Genomic DNA, 13134 nt, shown 5'->3' with positions numbered 1-13134 from the left:
CATGATCGGTCATGTAACGAAAATGAATGAGTCAGAGCGCACCCATTTCGAAACACGAATTCGCGAACGATTGGCGGAATTGCAAAAGGTGTCAGCCTCGGGACAGCAGGCTCAGGCCATTGTCCAGCTGGATCAACAGGCCGTTGGACGGCTGAGTCGCATGGATGCACTGCAAAACCAGGCCATGGCCAAGGCACAGCAGGCCAATCGCGATGTAGAAACACGCCGGCTTCTGGCCGCGTTGGCGCGGCTTGACGACGGCGAGTTCGGATATTGCGAAGACTGCGGCGAACGTATTCCGGATGGGCGGCTGAATCTGGATCTGGCGGCCAGCAAATGCGTCAGCTGCGCGTCCGGATAGCCTGAAATCTGGCAAGCTGGTGCAGAACCACCTCAAAACACTGACAATATTGCAGATCATCAAACCCAGGTTCATCTGCCAGGACCCTGTTTCGCGCAACGGCCATAAGTGAACCATTGCCGTAAATCGGGTGGAGCTTGCCCGTGCGCTCCAAATGCCTGTCGGCCAATTCCGCCTCGTGGATCATCCGGGTACACAAAGCCTCCCGGTCCGGCTGCGGCACAACCAGCAAGGCGCGCGCCGCAGCACTGACATCCCCATGAAGAACCGGCCGCATCAGGCTGCTTGGCCAACCACAAGACGCGACCAAGCACCCGGTCCGACTACAGCAGATACCTGGGCCACGTCGACCTCATAGCCCCCTGTCAGACCATCCGCCGCTTTCATGGCTGTCGAATAGGTCCACCTTGGTTCGGATGTCAGTTCTTCACGCAGAAGGGTTCCACCCGCAATGACACGGACCAGATAGGATTCGCTTTCTTCTCCCAAGGGGATCTCCAGCCCCGACCAGTCGTCCGCATCTGTTCGGGCACGTCGAATCCAGGTAAGCTCATCAACGGCGGCACCAGACCGAAGCCGCATGTGCACTGGCGCGTACGGGCGCAATCCGTTGCCATCAAACGAGGCAATCAGGTGTTGATAGGACGCGTCATCATAGCCGCGGGTTGCAGGCCCTATGCGATAATGCTTGGCAAGACGCCTTTCGTTTCGCAGCAGGCTGATCTGTTGCACCCTGTCATTCAGCAGAACGAATACTGATCCATCCGGCCAGACATCAGGCATCAAAGCGTCTGTTCCCAGTTGCCCCCTGAGCCGCCCGGACAATGCGTATACGTCCGAGGCCTCGAGCGCCGCGTCAGAGAACTGAAAAACTTCCCAGTTACCGGGTGTTCCGTCACCGATTGCAGCGAGATTGATACCATTCATTACCGAGCTGCGAGGACGGGATTCCAATTGACCAGCAAACAGTTTGACCTTCAAGGCAGGGCCCTCATCCCAGACACCGACACTGGCGCGCCTCAGCGGTGTTTCGGTTACGCCGACCACTGCCCGTTGGGCAATGACATCGCTCAGGCGATAGCTATCGTCACTGGACGAGGAATAGACCGTTGCAGCCCCAGGCCATGGATCTCCGGTAACCGCCAGATATGGCGCGTGAGGGGCCTCGGCCCCGGTGATCAAGGGCAGGTCCAGAAAGACCGGCAGCACGAGGACCGGCGCGGCATACGGTCTGACCGTTGCCGGGTCGTCATTCAATTCGGATGCCTTGTACACGCCCTGCTCGATCCGGACCGCTTCAACCAGTTGCAGGTCAGCGGATTCCAACCGGTCAATCCGGTACACCGGCCCGGTTTCAGCGTCTGTCAAACGAACCAGATCTCCTGCCCCCAGGTGCATTTGAGACGGCGGAAGCGCAAACCGAACCGTATCGCGGGAAACTCTGGCTTCGCTCAACCAGCGTTCGGCGGTTTGCCGCCCTTCGGTGCGGGTCATGGACAGGGGCATCTCATTCACCGATACGGAATGGGTGCGATCATCGGGCAAAACCGCCTCTTCCGCGACGACATCATGATCCGCGTCCGACTGAACAAAACGCAAGCGAACGCGCCCGGTCATCTCGGCCTCGGCCTCGCGCCGGTATTCGAGCGAGCTTTCAAGATCGCTGCTGATCGCCAGATGACCGGGGTTCAAGGCAACTGCGCCGCACCCGTCGCGCATCTGGAACTTCAACACCCCATCCCTTTCGATCGCATCAAACCCATAGTGCAGCATCAGCGGCTGCAAGGCAGAACGGGCGTTTGTTACATCTTCGATGACATACCCGCGGACCACACCGTACAGACCAGTGACATCGACATCCGTGACACCTGCACCGTGGCAGATTTCGGTCACCATGGATGCCAAAGTACGAGACCCGGACCGACCGTTCAGCCAGTGCCCTCTGGGATAGTTCTCGCCATCGTCCCACTGGCTTCTCAGGTTAGGAAAGGTAGGAAATGGACGGGTATCCCATGCCAAGACATACGCGTTTGCCATATCCAACATCGGCGCGCTGTAGATGTCCGAGATCGGATTGACCTTCGGATCGCTCCAATAGCCAAGCATCGCGGCCAGATACTGAACCTGGATGAAGTCATCGCGCAGCCCGATTGAATACGCAGGCAACAGCGATTCCGATGACTTTGGGTCCAAGAATTTGTTCGGCTGGTTCGTGCCCTTGTCGATTGCCGCACACCCCAACTCGGTGAACCAGATCGGTTTCGAGCCGGGCACCCAATCGGTCGGGTTGGGTTGACGCACGCCTCCGATCCGTTCGTGATGCGAATTCAACCACCAGTTGCGCAGGTCCTTGTATCGCCAGATCCACGGCTCGTCATGCCCCTGATCTTCGATCGGAGTTCTGATCTGCGCTTCCGCCTCTTCCGGAGAGGCGTAATACCAGTCATATCCTTCACCGCCTTCAATATTGCTGCGAAGATAACTCAGGTCGTAGATCGAAGGCGCGCCAGCCTCGGCGTCCAGATGGTGTTCACCATCACGCCAATCGGACAACGGCATGTAGTTGTCGATGCCGATGAAATCGATGTTGTCGTCCGCCCAAAGAGGGTCGAGGTGAAAATACCTGTCGCCGGTGCCTTCTGGCTGGTATCCAAAATACTCACTCCAGTCCGCTGCATAGCCGATTTTCGTGTCCGGCCCCAGAATCTGACGGATCTCGGCCGCCAAGACGCGAAGCTGCGCAACGGCCGGAAAGCCCGAAGCCCCCCTGATCTGGGTCAGTCCCCGCATCTCGGACGATATGCAGAATGACGAAACACCGCCGGCAGCCTTGCACAACATGGCATAGTGCAGAATGAAACGCCGCAGGCTCCATTCCTGAGGGCCGGTGTATTTGATGATTTCTTTGGCCGTGACGCCGCTGTCCCCCAGCAACCCGCCAAGGTTACCGCCCCCGGTTACCCAGGTTAAACCGGTATCGCCTCTGTCATCAGGTCGGCCACCCGGTCTGGGCCTGACCAGACCACCCGTGCTGCCGCCGGTACCGCCCGATCCGTTCGAATCCTGGTTGATCGCAAAATCCTGTGCACGTGCTGATCCAAAGAACGCAGCGACCTGTGCATCGGCCCATGCCGTCTGGTCCGAAGAACCCGGGTGCCCCGGCGCCACATCCAGGGTAATCCGCCCACGCCATGGCAGGTGAGGCTGACTTGAAGCATCCGACCAGGGATCAGGCAGCCCGTTCCCCGGCAATTGCTCCATCAGGATGAAAGGATAAAACATCACCCGTTTACCGGATTGGTTCAGATGGCGGATCGCCTGGACCACTGCCGCATCGGCCGGAGTCCCCCCATAGACCGGTCGGCCGTTCTGCCGAGCCACAAGCCCCGCGTCGCTTCGGGCCTGATCAGACACGATCCAGGGCATATCGTTGCTGTCTATCTCACGCTGTTCGATCTTGGGCCGAATTTTGCATTGCCCGCATCTCAGATCGTCGCCGAACCACGACACCACCAGTGATGCGGCATCACAATTGGGCAACTCGCTTTCCAGAGCACGGGTCGAGGATACAAGATCCGAGGCACCAGACGCGGAATGTGCGTTGGCTGGCCAGCTTTTACTAGATTGTGAATAATTCACCTGAGAGCTGGCCAGAGCGTATTCTCCGGTCCCCGGTATCATGGCGACCCCGCGCACGATCTGAGATACCGCGCTGTCATGATCGGGCATGTCTCGCTGCGTGGGGCGAACAATTTCAAATGAAAACTGCGGCACCCGGTTGCCGAAAGCGCCGAGCGGGAAGTCCTCGATCAAGACATAGGCCGTTCCGCGATATGCCGGAACTGTTCCAGCACCTTCAATTGCCTCGATCAGCGGATCCGGCAACTGATCCCGCGTGCCATGATAAACCCGCATGTTGAGGCCGGATCGATCTTGTTCTTCTCCATCCGCCCAAATGCGCGCGACATCGGCAATCTCACCGGCGCCAACCGCAATTGCCAGCGAAATCGAGTAACTGTACGTGACGGTAGTCACCTCAGGGGTCTTGGGTTTTCCTTTGCCACCCCCGCCACCACCCTCTGTGGTCGTCGTCTGGGTCTCCAAAAAGTCCGAAGCCCAAATGACCTGACCACCCACACGCATACGGCCAAACACGGTGGTCACCGGCGCGCCTTCGCCGGTTTCCGTCAACCGAAATCGATCCATGCGGCCGGTTTCGACGACTTCACTGCCACTGCCCATAACGGACTGGTTAAAGAACTTCTGATCAAGGACCCGCCCGACCGTCGCACCGACGGCCCGACCGATAACTGCGGTTGAAAGGCCCGCGACCGTGCCCCCAATCGAACCGCCCAGCGCAGCCCCAGCTGCGGAAAGAAGAATAGTGGCCATCAATACATCTCCATCGGGAATTCGAAACAGGAAACGATACGGCGGTACCAAGGCCTGCTCAGTGCGTTTTCCACCACGCCATGGCCGGAATACGCGTGAATAAAGCGGGGCTCGGGTTGCGTGGTACAAACGATGCCCAAATGCTTGGCGACGCTTGTGTCGCGCATCCGAAACAACAGAACGTCCCCCGAAGCCATCTTGCCTATTGGTTTTTCGACCAGATGCCGCCTGGCAGCCACCCACATACGTTCCTCACCCTGCGGCTCGGACCAGTCCATGCTGTATGCCGGAACAGATTCAGGTTCCTGCCCGATCACAGCGCGCCAAACGCCCCGCAACAGGCCCAGACAATCCGCACCGGCACCCTTGAACGAGGCCTGATGCACATAGGGCGTTCCAAGCCAATTGCGCGCCTCGGCCACAATATCCTCTCTACACGTCGTCACCGTATGCTGCCTCCGCTATTGGCTTTGCTTTTCTTGGGAACAGCCATGACCCAGTCTTCGCCCGGAAGATCTGGGAACCCTTGAAAATTCAGAAAGTTGTCGAACTTGAACTGGCAGGTTTTCATGCGCTTGTCGCATCCTGCCCGCAGTTTAACACTGTCGCCAATCGCCAGGCTTGCCCCGAATCCGGACCAAAGTGTGATCTCTCGCCCTGTTGCTGTCTGCCTGTCGTTCTTGATCGACGACCACAACCCCTTGGCAGAACCGGAAACAACATCAACGCGACCCCGTTCGAACCAGCCTTCTTTAATGGTCTGACGCCCTGCAACATGCAGAAGGGTGCCGCCATCGAAACCCGAGATCACACCCTCGAACCAATAGCCCGGTGTGTCGGTGTTGAACCGGCAGGCCCGATCCCCCAACACAGCCGTGCAGGGCTTCTGGTAAACACGCCCCAAAGGGCGGTTCAGCAAGTCGGTCAGGCCACGCAATTCCGCATGGAAAGCGCCGCCAGAGCGGCGCAACTCACCAATTGAACCACGGAACTGAAGGACGCGCTGATCCAGATCGGCCCAGTTGACCAACCAGGCGCGCACCTCGGCTCCGTCAAAACGTCCTGCCTCGATATCCTCGTCGCGAATGGCCGCGTCAGACAGAGCGCCCATTGCTTCCGTGTTGTCGATGGACAGGCCCGTGGCCTGCTCGATGGCAGCGGCCGTCAGGCCGGTACTGGCCTTGAAGGTCAACCCGTCAAAACTCAGCTCCATGTCGTGGTCGGTAAAACCGTATTCCTGACCGTCCTTGCGTTTGATCGCCCAACAACGGCAGACCGTTGTCATCCCGCTCTGCAAATGCGTGTGCAGGCCCTGTATATCTTGAGCCATCAGATGCGCACCTCGACCACAGGAACGTTCGGTACATCACCGGCCTGAAAACTGGCGACACTGGTCTGGATTTTGTCGGTGTCAAAGCGCACCGGCACATCAAACTCAAAACCCGCGGTGATATCGACCTCTTCCGGCGGCGGGTCCGCAAACGTGACCTTGCCCGTCGTCAGTTCAACATCAAAATCCACGCCCTCGCGGACCTCATCCTGATCCAGACCCAGACGCACTGTACCCAATACCGGCTTTACGATAGGGCGCGCATAGCTGACCCCGCCCGAATGGTAGGTCTTGATCAACTGAAACTCGGTGCGTGTACCGTCGCCTTTGGCGATCACCTGATCTCCGAAACTAGTGTCCACCGTGGCCTTGCCGGATTTGAAATCCGACCAGTCTTTCCAGCGAAAGCCGAACATCTGACCCTGTCGTGCTTCGAAGAACGAAATCAGCGTCTCGATATCGTCCAGCGAACGCATCCCCAACCCCGCATCATATCGGCGGCGCGAATGGGCCCAGGGCGTGTTGCGCTCTTCAAAGCCATTGGCCAACGTCACAATGTCCGTCCGCCGTTCCGGGCCGCCGACCGAGCCAAAGCTTAGACTGGCGGGAAATCTCACCTCGTGGAAATTCATCAGCTGCTCCTTGATTTATCTATTGCGATTGCCACGCCCCAGCGCGCGGCTCATCTGGGCCGCTATCTGCCCCTGAGACCGGCGGAACCCTTGAACGTCCGGTGTTGAAATGTTCATCACCACATTCACAGCACGCCCAGCACCCTGCGTCCGCACGCCCAGCTTGCCATCGGCCCTACGCGCCAGCGGCATGATCGCCTCAGGCCCGGCTTCTCCCATCAGCCCGGTGCCGCCGCGCATGGGAAACGTTGTCGGGCCGCTGACCACACCACCATTGGCGAAGGGCATCACCCGGCCCTCGCTGAAGCTGCCGCCATCTGCAAAAGGCAGAATTCCCTTCACCAACCCGCCAACCGTGTTGGCTAGCATTCCGCCAAAGTGATCCGTCACCGGCTTGACCGCAGCCGCATAAGCCGTTTGGATCAAGGAGTTCTTCAGGACATCCAGCGCGCCGGAAAGACTCATCCCATCCAGAACGACACCATCGAAGGCCTTGCGCAATCCGCTAGACATGCCACGCTCCAGCGTGGCGACATCCTTGCCGGTCTCTTCAAATGCGGCACTGATGCGCTTCATCTGGCTGTCAAACGCCGCCGCCATAGTCGCAGCATCGCCGAGGGAATCGCCCAGCGCTTCTCCACGTTCTTGCAGGTCATCAAACCCGTCACGATCTGTCATCACGCTCTCCTTGTGTCTTGTCCGGATAAGCCGCCAGCAAAGCATCCAACCCCGCCCGGTTCATTGCGGACACGCCGGACCCCTGCCCCAGCATCAGCCGCAGCTCTGCCGGGGTCAGACGCCAGAATTGATCCGGCGTCAGTCGCAGCCCCAAAAATCCGGCCCTCATCAGGGCAGGCCAGTCGAACCCGCTCATGTGCCCTCCGGCACCATGAAGGCACGCGCCAACAATTCGGCTCCGGTTCTGGCTGCAGCCATGGGGCCGCCTTCGATCTCGGCATGCATCAGGTCGGCCCGGGCAACGTTCCAGCCACCGCCCCGCAGGCCGGCAACGATGAGGGCCAAAACATCCGCACTGGAATACGCTCCGCCCTCAAACCGTTGCACCAGCTCAACCAGCGATCCTGCATTCAGCTCCTGCTCCAGCTCCGCCAAAGCACCAAGCGTCAGCTTGAGCACCCGCTGCTCGCCATCGATGGTCAGCGCCACCTCGCCTGTCCACGGATTGGCCATCGGATCAAAGCGCCGTAAAGGTCAGAGCACCGGCACTGGCCATGCTCATCTCATAGGTCGCCTCACCGTTGTGCGAACCTGCGTACTCGATGCTGGTGACCTGAAACCGACCTTCAACAACCCCAAAATCAGGGATGATGACCTGAAAGGCCCGAGTTTCACCATCAAAGAACAACTGCCGCGCACGCTCATCAGTGCCGGCGTCCCTGAATACACCGGAACCTGAGATCGAAGCTGATTTGACCCCCGCCCCAGACAATAGCTCGCGCCATCCACCCTGACTTTCCAGGCTGGTGACATCCACACTTTCAGCATTGAAACTGATTCGCGTGGCCCGTAGCCCCGCGATCGTCTGGAACAGGCCGGTGCCGTTCATATCCACTTTGACCAAAAGGTCTTTTCCGTTCTGGGCAGCCATGTGCTCTCTCCGTTGATTGCTTAGTCATCTTCCACGCGAGCGCGGAATTTCAGGTCGATCTGGCGGATGGTGCCGCCGGTCCCGGTACGCCGTGCCGAAGCGCGCTCGAACCACAGTCCCACCAGCCGACCGCGATCCAGGTTAAGTGGCGCGTTTTCCAGCGCGTCACACACCGCGCCGGCCAGTGTCTTAGCAGCGCCAAATCCTGCCGACTCGGACACCACTGAAACGGTGAAACGGTGTATTGCGCCCGTGCCTGATCGGTCCGAGGCGTCTCGCACCTCTTCCGGGCCCAGCATCACATAGGTCTGCGGCACGGTTCCTGTGGGTACTGCATCATAGATCGCGCCACCCGATTGACTGCTGACTGCTGCGTCCGCTGAAAGCTGCTGATACACGGCCGCCTGTAAAGCGGCAGAAACGCCATAGCTCATGCCGCCACCTCTTCATCTGCGAAACAGGTCAGGTACTTGCCGCGGGCGTCAAGTTCGGCCACGGCCCGGATTACAAAACGCCGATTGCCCTCGCGAAACCGCTGATCAGGCGCGGGACGCATCGAAGACCCCATGCGCGCCCCACGCACCACGATGCGATACCCGACACGCGACACGGATATTCCAGCGATCTGCCGTTCTGCTCCACTGCGCGCCGTCACTTCGGCCCACAGTGTCCCCATCGCAGCCCATGTTTCGGTATAACCCCCCGACCCATCAGCACTTCGCATTGGTGCCTCCAGCACCAGTTTACGGTTCAGATGCGGCGTATTCATTGCGAAATCCCCGCCCCGAAACGCACCATGCGATAGCGCTGGATCAGGCTGGTGACACCAAAGGGCATACAACCCGCGCCCAATGAGGTTTCATCTCGGTATTCATAGTAATGCGCCGCCAGCAGTAATACCGCCTGCCCCAGATCAGCAGGCAACCCGCCCCAATCCTGAGCCATCCCCGCGACAAAAGAAATCTTAGCAGAACCACCCGTTTTGATGGCAGGCAGGCTGGATCCCATAGGACGCACCCGAGGCCGTTGGCTATCATGCTCCAGCCGATAAGTTGCGGCGTCTGCAACCGTTTCAGCGCCGCTCTTGTCGGTCAGCGTCAAAGCCAGCACTGAAACCACCGGGGCCACGGGCAACACCTCTCCTGATGGGTCGCGCCACCTGTACAAACTCCACGAGAAGTCCCGCGCGATCAGAACCGTGCCGGTGCGTGCCTCGATCGCCGCAATGGCGGCTTGCAGGAACCCCTTCAACACTTCGTTCTGCACATCATCCTCGGCGAAACCCGTGCCCAATCTCAGATGCGCCTTGAACTGATCCACCGGCAGCGCCGCATCCGCGATGGCGGCCTCTTCGATCAACATCATCCACTCACTCCGCAATCTCGGACCCCTCCGGGGCCCCATCCTTGGAAAATGACGGGCACGCGCCGCCCCACGTTGCTCGGACGGAGGGGAGCAGCTAGACAACGCAGAGGATCTCACCCCGGCCCGCGCCCGCCGTCCGAGGGGCCAGCGCCCCCCGGATTCAGCCCGCGTTAGGCGGTGCCGAATTTCACCAGCTTGATCGCAGCGAAATCGCTGACATCGCCGCCGACGCGTTTGGTCGCATAGAACAGCACATGCGGCTTGGCGCTGAACGGATCGCGCAGCACGCGCAGATCAGGACGCTCGGCAATGGTGTAACCAGCCTGGAAGTCACCAAATGCAATTGAGAAACTGTCGGATGCCACATCCGGCATGTCCTCGGCGATCAGTACCGGATACCCCATCAGACGCGCCGGTTCACCTGCGGCCAGACCATCGGACCACAGGAAGCGGCCATCGCTGTCTTTCAACTTGCGGATCAGACCTGCGGTCTTCGAATTCATCACGAAGGTGCCATTGACCCGGTATTGCGCGCCCAGCGCATAAACCACATCGACAATCGCATCCGCGTCAATACCTGCATCAATACCAGTCGCAACATAGCCCAGGCTGCCCCAGGACCACGCATCATTCGGTACGGCTCGGTGGATCATCAACCCTTTGGGCTTGTCGACACCATCGCCGTTGATGAAAGCCGCCGCCTCAGCGCGTGCAAATTTGTCGGCAATTCGCCCGGCCAGCCAACCTTCGACATCGAAGGCGCTGTCATCCAGCAGACGCTGCGACGCCTTGGGCAGAGCGCTCAGCTCGTGCAGCTGGATCGAGATGCGATCGATCGACGGGGATCCAGTTTCCGCCGTGGCCGAGTTTTCATCCGCCCAGCCCGCACCTACATCGGTGTGATCAATCAGCGCGTCGAACGAATTTGCCTCGACATTCACAACCGATGCAATCGACCGGATAGATGCCGTCGAGTTCAAAACGGACTTGATCGTCTCGGCGGTCTGCGGATCAACCAGATAGCCACCATCGCTGTTGACCGCTGAGGACAGCGATTTGGCTTCCATCTCGAGGCCGCGCAGCCCGTCATCCTCACCCGAACGCACATAGGCGTCGAATGCCTTCTGATGTGGGGCGCCGTCCTCGAAGGATGCCGCAAGATGCGGGCGTGCCGCGATGGTTGATTTACGATTCAGCATGGTCAGTCGCTCTTCTGCCTGTTGCAGTTTGGTTTTAACTTCAGCCTTCAGGCCCTTGAATTCATTCACGAAGCCAGCCATCGCATGCTTCACCTCCTGAACCAGGGGCGCACCCTCTCCGGTCAAGGCCGGGGTCTCGGTCTTGCTCATCAGCACATCCTTTTTGGGTGGGGTTTGAGGCGCGTTAGCTTCGCGCCAGCTCCTGCCGGGCGTCGTCAAACACCTCGGCAATACTGCGCCAGGTGTTCTCGGTCTCGGGGTCACTCCCCTTTGCCGCCACCCGCGCACTGGGCAGCATCGGGAACGTCACCAAGGACACCTCCCACAGCTCCAGTTCGGTCAGGACCCGCTGGCCCTTGTCATTCTTCACCGCCCGCTTGGTGCGATAGCCAATCGACAGACCATCCATTGCACCCGCCCGGATCAGCTCCGCCGCTTCACGGCCTTTCTGCGTGCTCTCCAGCAGACGCCCCTTGACCCAGAGGCCCCGGTCATCCTCACGCACCTCGTCCCAGACACCAATGGGCTGCGCCGGGTCGTGCTGCCACAGCATCTTGACCCGCTGACCGGCCTTGGCCAGCCCGTCAAGCGAGCCGCGATACGCCCCGCGCTGCACCACATCGCTGCCCTGATCGACCTGCCCGAACAGGCTGGCATAGCCCTCAATTACCGCGTCATCAGATACTGACAAACCGTCGCCGAACCGCGCAAACTTATGTTCCAAATCCATGAACTTCTCCATGTAACCAACTGAACTCATGGCGTTACCACCAAAAGGGACTGAAAGGCCTGCGCCAGGATCACAGCGACCACGCCATAGACCGTCAGCCACAGCCGCTTCTCCAGCCGCTCCATCATTTCCTCAATCTGATCCAGTCGTCTGCACAGATGCGCGTGCTGGATCTCGGCCACCCGCTCATGCGCGGCCAGACGCAGGCCCGGCGCGCACTCGAACGGAGGATACCCGTCACCCATCCGCACGCTCCGGCAGACCCAGCAACGCCCGCTTCTCGGCATCGCTCAGGAAATCGGCACCGTTGACCCGCGCCCATTGCGCATCGCGTTCCGCCGATAACGCGGGCACCTGATCCAGATCCGGCTTCAGCACCAAATCCTCACCCGAGAACCCCGCCAGCCAGTCCGACACCGCCGCCGCCACCCGCGTCACCAGAGGCAGAACGGTCAGGCGATAGAACGCCCGGTTAGCCTCCTGATAGTTCGAATAGGTCGCGTCGCCTTGTATCCCCAGCAGCATCGGCGGGACCCCAAAGGCCAGCGCGATCTCGCGGGCGGCGGCTTCCTTGGTCTTTTGAAACTCCATATCGGACGGCGAAAAGCCCATCGGCTTCCAATCCAGCCCCCCCTCCAGAACCATCGGACGGCCCGCATTCCGCGCCCCGCGATAATTCTGCTCGATCTCATCGGACAGGCGGCGGAACTGATCCTCGGCCATCACCCCATGGCCATCTCCGCCCTTCCACACCAGCGCCCCCGAAGGCCGCGCTGCATTATCCAACAACGATTTTGACCACCGCGACGCGCTGTTATGCACATCAATCGCCATTGCCGCCGCCTGCATCGGCGAAAACCCATAATGGTCATCCTGCGGGTGGAACGACTTGATATGACAGATGTTTTCCGCCGCAAACCGGTGCTTCTTGCCACCAACCGCGTAATCATACGCCTTTGGCCAGCCATCCGCCCCAGGCACCACGCTCATCCGATCGGACCGCAGCACATGCAGCTCAACCGGCAGCCCTTCCTCGGCCCGAACCGCTTCGACATACGCATTGCCCGACAGCAACAACTGCCCGAACAAGGCCTCCATCAACTCTGCCCGCCCCTGCGCCGCATTCGGACGACGCATTAGCGACAGGATCGGATGGGTATCAAACCGCTGCGCCTGATCCTGCAACACCAAGGGCAGAGCCGCCGCCGCCTCAGCAATCAGCTTGACCGAGCGAAACCCCACCGGGTTCCCTGAAAATCCCGTCCGCGTCAACGACACCGCGTCCCGAGGGCTCCACGCCACGCGCCCGCCCGTCTGCCACGCCACCACAGGCCCCGCCGCGCTCGCCTTCGCCTCAGGCGCTGCCTCAGCCGATCCACGACGCAAGAAATCGAATACCATCTGTGCTCCTTTCTGCCGCCGCTCTGCCCGGCTTGTTGAAAGGAGTTATGACGGAAAGAAGTTTAAGCCTCGGGAATGGGGCGTACGGGGGGTGGGCAACGGGTCAATCACTTGG

Annotated in this window: 17 protein-coding genes; 1 reads left to right on the top strand and 16 read right to left on the bottom strand. The window is 60.0% G+C overall.

Annotated features, from left to right (window positions below; translation table 11 throughout):
- The first annotated feature begins 22 nt into the window (after window positions 1–22).
- On the top strand, window positions 23–361 hold the full coding sequence (locus AC2FEB_RS05455; RefSeq protein WP_117872685.1) for a TraR/DksA family transcriptional regulator: 339 nt from the start codon (window positions 23–25) through the stop codon (window positions 359–361).
- On the opposite strand, the gene AC2FEB_RS05450 is transcribed toward AC2FEB_RS05455, so the two are convergent.
- From AC2FEB_RS05450 to AC2FEB_RS05375, 16 genes are all read right to left on the bottom strand, one after another.
- Window positions 342–638, bottom strand: coding sequence for a DUF7742 family protein (locus AC2FEB_RS05450; RefSeq protein WP_496671321.1), 297 nt, complete (start codon window positions 636–638; stop codon window positions 342–344). The genes AC2FEB_RS05455 and AC2FEB_RS05450 overlap by 20 nt on opposite strands.
- Window positions 638–4753 carry a baseplate multidomain protein megatron gene (locus AC2FEB_RS05445; protein WP_496883901.1) on the bottom strand — a complete coding sequence of 1372 codons (4116 nt, stop codon included), beginning with the start codon at window positions 4751–4753 and terminating at the stop codon, window positions 638–640. The genes AC2FEB_RS05450 and AC2FEB_RS05445 overlap by 1 nt, the downstream gene beginning before the upstream one ends.
- Window positions 4753–5199: an NlpC/P60 family protein gene (locus AC2FEB_RS05440; RefSeq protein WP_117868632.1), complete on the bottom strand. Its 447-nt coding sequence runs from the start codon at window positions 5197–5199 to the stop codon at window positions 4753–4755. Before AC2FEB_RS05440 ends, AC2FEB_RS05445 begins: the two co-directional genes overlap by 1 nt.
- On the bottom strand, window positions 5196–6083 hold the full coding sequence (locus tag AC2FEB_RS05435) for a phage/gene transfer agent baseplate hub protein (RefSeq protein ID WP_496671327.1): 888 nt from the start codon (window positions 6081–6083) through the stop codon (window positions 5196–5198). Before AC2FEB_RS05435 ends, AC2FEB_RS05440 begins: the two co-directional genes overlap by 4 nt.
- The gene (locus AC2FEB_RS05430; RefSeq protein ID WP_496671330.1) at window positions 6083–6715 is read right to left on the bottom strand and encodes a phage distal tail protein, Rcc01695 family; all 633 of its coding nucleotides are present in this window, start codon (window positions 6713–6715) and stop codon (window positions 6083–6085) included. The genes AC2FEB_RS05435 and AC2FEB_RS05430 overlap by 1 nt, the downstream gene beginning before the upstream one ends.
- A 15-nt stretch (window positions 6716–6730) precedes the next feature.
- Complete coding sequence (locus tag AC2FEB_RS05425; protein WP_496671333.1) at window positions 6731–7393, bottom strand: RcGTA-type gene transfer agent tail tape measure protein; 663 nt, start codon at window positions 7391–7393, stop codon at window positions 6731–6733.
- Complete coding sequence (locus AC2FEB_RS05420) at window positions 7380–7589, bottom strand: rcc01693 family protein (protein ID WP_117868628.1); 210 nt, start codon at window positions 7587–7589, stop codon at window positions 7380–7382. The genes AC2FEB_RS05425 and AC2FEB_RS05420 overlap by 14 nt, the downstream gene beginning before the upstream one ends.
- Window positions 7586–7906, bottom strand: coding sequence for a gene transfer agent family protein (locus AC2FEB_RS05415; RefSeq protein WP_117868627.1), 321 nt, complete (start codon window positions 7904–7906; stop codon window positions 7586–7588). The genes AC2FEB_RS05420 and AC2FEB_RS05415 overlap by 4 nt, the downstream gene beginning before the upstream one ends.
- Before the next feature lie 4 nt (window positions 7907–7910).
- Window positions 7911–8324 carry a phage major tail protein, TP901-1 family gene (locus tag AC2FEB_RS05410; protein ID WP_496883900.1) on the bottom strand — a complete coding sequence of 138 codons (414 nt, stop codon included), beginning with the start codon at window positions 8322–8324 and terminating at the stop codon, window positions 7911–7913.
- A gap of 20 nt (window positions 8325–8344) precedes the next feature.
- Window positions 8345–8758, bottom strand: coding sequence for a DUF3168 domain-containing protein (locus AC2FEB_RS05405; RefSeq protein ID WP_496671338.1), 414 nt, complete (start codon window positions 8756–8758; stop codon window positions 8345–8347).
- Complete coding sequence (locus AC2FEB_RS05400) at window positions 8755–9093, bottom strand: phage head closure protein (RefSeq protein WP_496671341.1); 339 nt, start codon at window positions 9091–9093, stop codon at window positions 8755–8757. The genes AC2FEB_RS05405 and AC2FEB_RS05400 overlap by 4 nt, the downstream gene beginning before the upstream one ends.
- A complete protein-coding gene (locus tag AC2FEB_RS05395; RefSeq protein WP_496671343.1) occupies window positions 9090–9689 on the bottom strand; it encodes a head-tail connector protein in 600 nt (199 codons plus the stop codon). Before AC2FEB_RS05395 ends, AC2FEB_RS05400 begins: the two co-directional genes overlap by 4 nt.
- A 170-nt stretch (window positions 9690–9859) precedes the next feature.
- Entirely contained in the window at window positions 9860–11038 is a 1179-nt protein-coding gene (locus AC2FEB_RS05390) for a phage major capsid protein (protein WP_496883899.1), read from the bottom strand.
- 34 nt (window positions 11039–11072) lie between these two features.
- Window positions 11073–11618, bottom strand: a complete 546-nt coding sequence (locus AC2FEB_RS05385) for an HK97 family phage prohead protease (protein ID WP_496883898.1) — start codon at window positions 11616–11618, stop codon at window positions 11073–11075.
- Between the two features lie 26 nt (window positions 11619–11644).
- Window positions 11645–11863: a GTA head formation protein, RCAP_rcc01685 family gene (locus AC2FEB_RS05380; protein WP_074734039.1), complete on the bottom strand. Its 219-nt coding sequence runs from the start codon at window positions 11861–11863 to the stop codon at window positions 11645–11647.
- A complete protein-coding gene (locus AC2FEB_RS05375; protein ID WP_496883897.1) occupies window positions 11856–13019 on the bottom strand; it encodes a phage portal protein in 1164 nt (387 codons plus the stop codon). The genes AC2FEB_RS05380 and AC2FEB_RS05375 overlap by 8 nt, the downstream gene beginning before the upstream one ends.
- Window positions 13020–13134 lie beyond the last annotated feature (115 nt).

Source organism: Ruegeria sp. YTSC106 (assembly GCF_059609765.1).
Note: the sequence above shows the minus strand (reverse complement) of the source record. Positions and strands in the feature narration are given on the sequence as shown.

What these genes read in the sequence shown, in the direction of transcription:
- AC2FEB_RS05395 (WP_496671343.1), bottom strand. Translation starts at nt 9,689, where the DNA reads ATGATGTTGATCGAAGAGGCCGCCATCGCGGATGCGGCGCTGCCGGTG.
- AC2FEB_RS05455 (WP_117872685.1), top strand. Translation starts at nt 23, where the DNA reads ATGAATGAGTCAGAGCGCACCCATTTCGAAACACGAATTCGCGAACGA.
- AC2FEB_RS05380 (WP_074734039.1), bottom strand. Translation starts at nt 11,863, where the DNA reads ATGGGTGACGGGTATCCTCCGTTCGAGTGCGCGCCGGGCCTGCGTCTG.
- AC2FEB_RS05430 (WP_496671330.1), bottom strand. Translation starts at nt 6,715, where the DNA reads ATGAATTTCCACGAGGTGAGATTTCCCGCCAGTCTAAGCTTTGGCTCG.
- AC2FEB_RS05435 (WP_496671327.1), bottom strand. Translation starts at nt 6,083, where the DNA reads ATGGCTCAAGATATACAGGGCCTGCACACGCATTTGCAGAGCGGGATG.
- AC2FEB_RS05405 (WP_496671338.1), bottom strand. Translation starts at nt 8,758, where the DNA reads ATGAGCTATGGCGTTTCTGCCGCTTTACAGGCGGCCGTGTATCAGCAG.
- AC2FEB_RS05445 (WP_496883901.1), bottom strand. Translation starts at nt 4,753, where the DNA reads ATGGCCACTATTCTTCTTTCCGCAGCTGGGGCTGCGCTGGGCGGTTCG.
- AC2FEB_RS05415 (WP_117868627.1), bottom strand. Translation starts at nt 7,906, where the DNA reads ATGGCCAATCCGTGGACAGGCGAGGTGGCGCTGACCATCGATGGCGAG.
- AC2FEB_RS05400 (WP_496671341.1), bottom strand. Translation starts at nt 9,093, where the DNA reads ATGAATACGCCGCATCTGAACCGTAAACTGGTGCTGGAGGCACCAATG.
- AC2FEB_RS05425 (WP_496671333.1), bottom strand. Translation starts at nt 7,393, where the DNA reads ATGACAGATCGTGACGGGTTTGATGACCTGCAAGAACGTGGAGAAGCG.
- AC2FEB_RS05390 (WP_496883899.1), bottom strand. Translation starts at nt 11,038, where the DNA reads ATGAGCAAGACCGAGACCCCGGCCTTGACCGGAGAGGGTGCGCCCCTG.
- AC2FEB_RS05420 (WP_117868628.1), bottom strand. Translation starts at nt 7,589, where the DNA reads ATGAGCGGGTTCGACTGGCCTGCCCTGATGAGGGCCGGATTTTTGGGG.
- AC2FEB_RS05450 (WP_496671321.1), bottom strand. Translation starts at nt 638, where the DNA reads ATGCGGCCGGTTCTTCATGGGGATGTCAGTGCTGCGGCGCGCGCCTTG.
- AC2FEB_RS05375 (WP_496883897.1), bottom strand. Translation starts at nt 13,019, where the DNA reads ATGGTATTCGATTTCTTGCGTCGTGGATCGGCTGAGGCAGCGCCTGAG.
- AC2FEB_RS05410 (WP_496883900.1), bottom strand. Translation starts at nt 8,324, where the DNA reads ATGGCTGCCCAGAACGGAAAAGACCTTTTGGTCAAAGTGGATATGAAC.
- AC2FEB_RS05385 (WP_496883898.1), bottom strand. Translation starts at nt 11,618, where the DNA reads ATGGATTTGGAACATAAGTTTGCGCGGTTCGGCGACGGTTTGTCAGTA.